Raw genomic sequence first — 4,568 nt, 5'->3', positions numbered from 1 at the left:
CGCGTTGCAAAAACGTGGCACGTGAGGCCCGCATGTGGTCGTACAAAACGGACCGGATCACTGGTGAGGTGTTGCCGAAACTGGCCGACGGTTACGAACATACGTGGGACGCTATCCGCTACAGCCTAGACGGACACATTAAGCGCAAAGGACAGATGGCTGGGATGATGATTCCTAAGCGACTAATCCGTAAGTGAGTGCTTTTCTTCAGATGTAAAATTTGGATTGTAAATAATACGGCTCCTTTCATAATGGCATGAATCGTTATTATGTTGATGGGAGTCAATATGGGTCATTATTACACCGACAGAGATGAGCTTTATGAATTAGGGCTCGAAAAAATAGAAGAGCTCGCTAAGGACTATTGCTTGTTACCAGTTGATTGTGAGATAGAAACAAAAACAGAATCAGAGATTTCAGAATTGGTAACAGAAATTATCAAGTGCGAAGCTGATGCCGAAGATTATAATGATGAGCATGAACGCATGCTCGATCATTTCGAGCAGGTAGACAGAGATCGTCGTTATTCTGAGTAAATACAGAGCATTACCTTTTCATGTAAGCCACGTATGTGGCTTTTTTTTATTGTCTTAATCACCCTAACGGAAAAACCATGACTGACAAATTAACTCTCGCCGTCAACCATGCGTTGAACGATGCGCGGATGGCTCGCGCCCGTATGGGACTGATGGCGCCGACGATGGGACTGGACAATAAGCGTCATTCAGCATGGTGCGAATATGGCTTCCCTGAGCAGGTAACTTACGAAAACCTCTACGCACTGTACCGGCGCGGTGGTATCGCTCACGGTGCCGTTGAGAAGCTGGTTGGCAAGTGCTGGCAGACTAACCCGGAAATCATCGAGGGTGACGACGCAGACGAGAGCGAAGATGAAACCGCCTGGGAGAAGAAGTCCAAGCAGGTATTCACTAATCGACTCTGGCGCGCATTTGCTGATGCGGACCGTCGTCGTCTTGTCGGTCGTTATGCAGGAATTTTGCTGCATATCCGCGACAATAAATCCTGGAACCTTCCAGTAACAAAAGGGCGCGGGTTAGAGAAGGTAACAGTTTCATGGGCTGGCTCATTAACAGTTGGCGAATGGGACACCGGGCTGAACTCAAAAACATACGGTCAGCCGAAGATGTGGCAGTACGCTGAAAGACTGCCTAATGGTTCAAGTCGTCGAGTGGATATTCACCCTGACCGAGTTTTCATACTCGGAGACTACTCAGACGATGCGATAGGCTTCCTGGAGCCAGCCTATAACGCCTTTGTCAGCCTAGAGAAGGTGGAGGGTGGTTCAGGTGAATCATTCCTGAAGAACGCGGCGCGGCAGCTAAACGTCAATTTCGAAAAGGAAATTGACTTCAACAATCTGGCCTCGCTTTACGGTGTCACTGTTACTGAGTTGCAGGACAAGTTTAACGAAGTTGCAGGTGAGATTAACCGTGGTAATGACGTACTGATGACCACTCAAGGGGCAACAGTCACCCCACTGGTTACATCAGTTGCAGACCCTACAGCAACATACAACGTGAACCTCCAGACCGCAGCCGCAGGAGTAGATATTCCTACGCGCATTCTGGTTGGTAATCAGCAGGCAGAACGCTCCAGCACTGAAGACCAGAAATACTTCAATGCTCGCTGCCAGTCGCGCAGAGTGGACCTCTCTTTCGAGATAGAAGACTTCTGCGACAAGCTTATCGACTTGCAGATCGTCGACTCAGTCAGTCAGAAGACTGTTATCTGGGATGACCTGAACGAACAGACAGGTAATGAGAAGCTCGCCAACGCCAAGACCATGGGCGAGATTAACCAGACTATGATGGGTAGTGGTGACGAGCCGGCATTCAGTCTTGAAGAGATTCGAACTGCTGCTGGGTACGATAACGATAACGATAGCGAAGAACCACTAGGAGAGGAGGATGGCAACGAAGAAGACGAAGCCACCGATTCTGCCGCGTAACTATCAGGACCCAACAGGAGCCGATGCGCTGGAACGCCGGGCAATGAAAGACTTCGCCAGGCGTATAAATAAGATTGGCAGGGCGTACAAATCAGCACTCGACAACATACCATCCTCACTCGCAGTAAACGCCAGATACGAATACCAGTTAAACCCAACACTACTTTCCATCATCCTGAACGATGCCAGTTATCTGGTAGACCAGGTGCTGCTGGATGGTAACGAGTACGACCTGTGGTTTTACGAGTATATCGATCTGGCATCAGAGAAAGGTACAGGGCAGTCATTCTACAACCTCAGGCAGCAGTCCCCGGCGTACGCAGCCGGGCGTGAGTCACTGGCGGCAATCCTCGCGAGTGACCAATATCAGCAACGTATGGCGCTGGTTCACGCTCGCGTGTTTGAGGAAATGAAGGGACTGAGTGCGGAAGTTAAGCGCGACATGGCGCGTGTGCTGACTGATGGAGTTGGGCGGGGGCTTAATCCCCGCGACATTGCCCGCAATCTGACAGACCAGACCGGCATCGAGAAGCGCCGGGCGAATCGGATAGCGCGAACCGAGGTTACCACTGCGCTGCGCCGGGCAAAATGGGATGAGGACCTGGAGGCGAACGAACTCTTCGGACTGAAAACTCTGCTGGTTCACATCTCTGCGCTGTCACCGACAACGCGACATACCCACGCCGTGCGTCACGCTCACCTCTACACAAATGAAGAAGTTCGTGAATGGTATGCAAAGGATGCGAACAGTATCAACTGCAAATGCAGCCAGCAGTCGGTGCTGGTGGATGCGGACGGTAATCCGGAATACCCGGACACCATCACGAAACTCAAACAGGAATATAAATCGATGCAGGCGCGCGGTTACGCCTGGGCGGAGAAATAACTATGCCTATGCAGGTCAACATCACCACGAAGGTAAATAGCCAGTCAATCCGGCGCGAAACATACAACGGGCGTGAGCATCTGGTGCTTCCGAGTTACACGCTGCCGGCGAATGTCGTTATGAATGGCGGACTGTACACGGCGGAAGAAATCGACGCCCACTATCAGGGGCTGGAAGGCACTCTGGCACCGTTGGGGCATCCACAGGTTAACGGTCAGTTCGTATCCGCGTTTTCTCCTGAAGGGATTAATGCCGGTCATATCGGCGCGTGGAACCGCAACGTTAAGAAGTCCGGTAATCGCGTTTACCTCGAAAAGTGGGTTGATGTGGCCCGCGCCGGCGAGTCTGAAGGCGGAAAGGAATTGCTTGAACGTGTCGCCGCTATTGAGCGAGGTGAAGATGTCCCGCCCATTCATACCAGTGTGGCGGCATTTCTTGACCAGCTCGAACCAAATGAACAGCAGAGAGCGACTGGTGCCGAATGGGTGGCGAAGATTCATAGCATGGACCATGACGCCATTCTGTTGCATGAGGTGGGCGCAGCGACACCAGAGCAGGGCGTTGGCCTGATGGTTAACGCTGACCTTGCTAAACCGCTGAAGGCTAACTCAGGCGCATTGGTTGGCGAGTCATACCGGGAACGAGAGCAACGACTGGACAGAGCTGCAAAAGCTAAATTCGCCACTGGTCCGGACGAGTATGCCTGGGTAGCAGATTTCACCGACTCGCAAGCGGTAATCATCCGCAACGGCGGCAATGCAGAGGTGTTTGGTTACAAGTATGAGGGCGGTGTTATCACCTTCGACGATACCGGAACCGCAGTAGCGCGCCAGGAGTCCTGGGTCGCGGTAGTAGCAAACAAATTCAAATCTCTATTTACACCGCAGGAACAGCCTGCACCAAACCACAAAACGGAGGGCGACATGCCTTTAACCACTGAAGAGAAACAAGAGCTGATCAGCGAAATCGGTAAAGGTCTTGCCGCCAACATCGCCGATGCAATGAATCCGATTAAAGAAGCGATCACCGGTCTGCAGGCCAATCAAGACAAACTTAATGAAACCCTGACTGCCAACTCACGCGCTGAAGAGAAAGCCAAGCGTGATGCTGTAGCAAAGGTTCACGGCGAAATCGTGGCAAATGCACTGTCAGGTGATGCGCTGGAAGCAATGTACAAAACAATTGGTGATGCCGCACCGCTGGGTACTAACTCTGCACAGCAGCAGAAAGAAACCGGCGCACCTGCCGCATCTGAATACTTCAAATAAGGAGACGGGATAATGTCACGTTATCGTCGCGTTAATATCGACGGGAAATCGCTCTACAAGACCGAAACCCGCCTCACTGCCGCAGCACTACTGCCAGGTACAGCAGCCACTATCAACGGCGATGGTGAATTTGCGCAAGCTACTGCACTTGCCGGTCGCCTGTACATCATTGACTGCGCATATCATCAGGGACTTGGCATCCGTGATGCTGTCCCTGCTGGCGATTCCGCTGTTGGCAACTATGTCGAAGAAGGCCGCGAACTGGCCCTGCTGTGTGTGCCAGGCGCATACAAGAAAGACAGCCCAATTAAGCTCGGTACCAACGGGCAATTCACTCTGGCAACCGATGACACCGATTCAGTAATCGGCTACAGCCAGGATGAATTCACCATCGCAGCCAGCACCACCGACTTCATTCGCGTTCGTATGCGCGTTGGCACTGCCG

Annotated in this window: 5 protein-coding genes and 1 pseudogene; all 6 read left to right on the top strand. The window is 51.9% G+C overall.

Annotated features, from left to right (window positions below; translation table 11 throughout):
- Window positions 1-197: pseudogene (locus OOJ60_RS24095) on the top strand (PBSX family phage terminase large subunit); the annotation flags it as partial.
- Between the two features lie 72 nt (window positions 198-269).
- Window positions 270-536, top strand: a complete 267-nt coding sequence (locus OOJ60_RS24090) for a hypothetical protein (protein ID WP_268077810.1) — start codon at window positions 270-272, stop codon at window positions 534-536.
- Between the two features lie 77 nt (window positions 537-613).
- Entirely contained in the window at window positions 614-1,969 is a 1,356-nt protein-coding gene (locus OOJ60_RS24085) for an anti-CBASS protein Acb1 family protein (protein WP_205613285.1), read from the top strand.
- Complete coding sequence (locus OOJ60_RS24080; protein WP_205613284.1) at window positions 1,929-2,855, top strand: phage minor head protein; 927 nt, start codon at window positions 1,929-1,931, stop codon at window positions 2,853-2,855. The genes OOJ60_RS24085 and OOJ60_RS24080 overlap by 41 nt, the downstream gene beginning before the upstream one ends.
- Before the next feature lie 2 nt (window positions 2,856-2,857).
- A complete protein-coding gene (locus OOJ60_RS24075; RefSeq protein WP_205613283.1) occupies window positions 2,858-4,123 on the top strand; it encodes a hypothetical protein in 1,266 nt (421 codons plus the stop codon).
- A 12-nt stretch (window positions 4,124-4,135) separates the two neighbouring features.
- Window positions 4,136-4,568 (top strand): gp53 minor capsid family protein (locus OOJ60_RS24070; RefSeq protein WP_205613282.1); only part of this gene is annotated, 433 nt, incomplete at its 3' end.

The organism is Citrobacter sp. R4 (assembly GCF_026719175.1).
GTDB classification, from domain to species: domain Bacteria; phylum Pseudomonadota; class Gammaproteobacteria; order Enterobacterales; family Enterobacteriaceae; genus Citrobacter_A; species Citrobacter_A sedlakii.
Note: the sequence above shows the minus strand (reverse complement) of the source record. Positions and strands in the feature narration are given on the sequence as shown.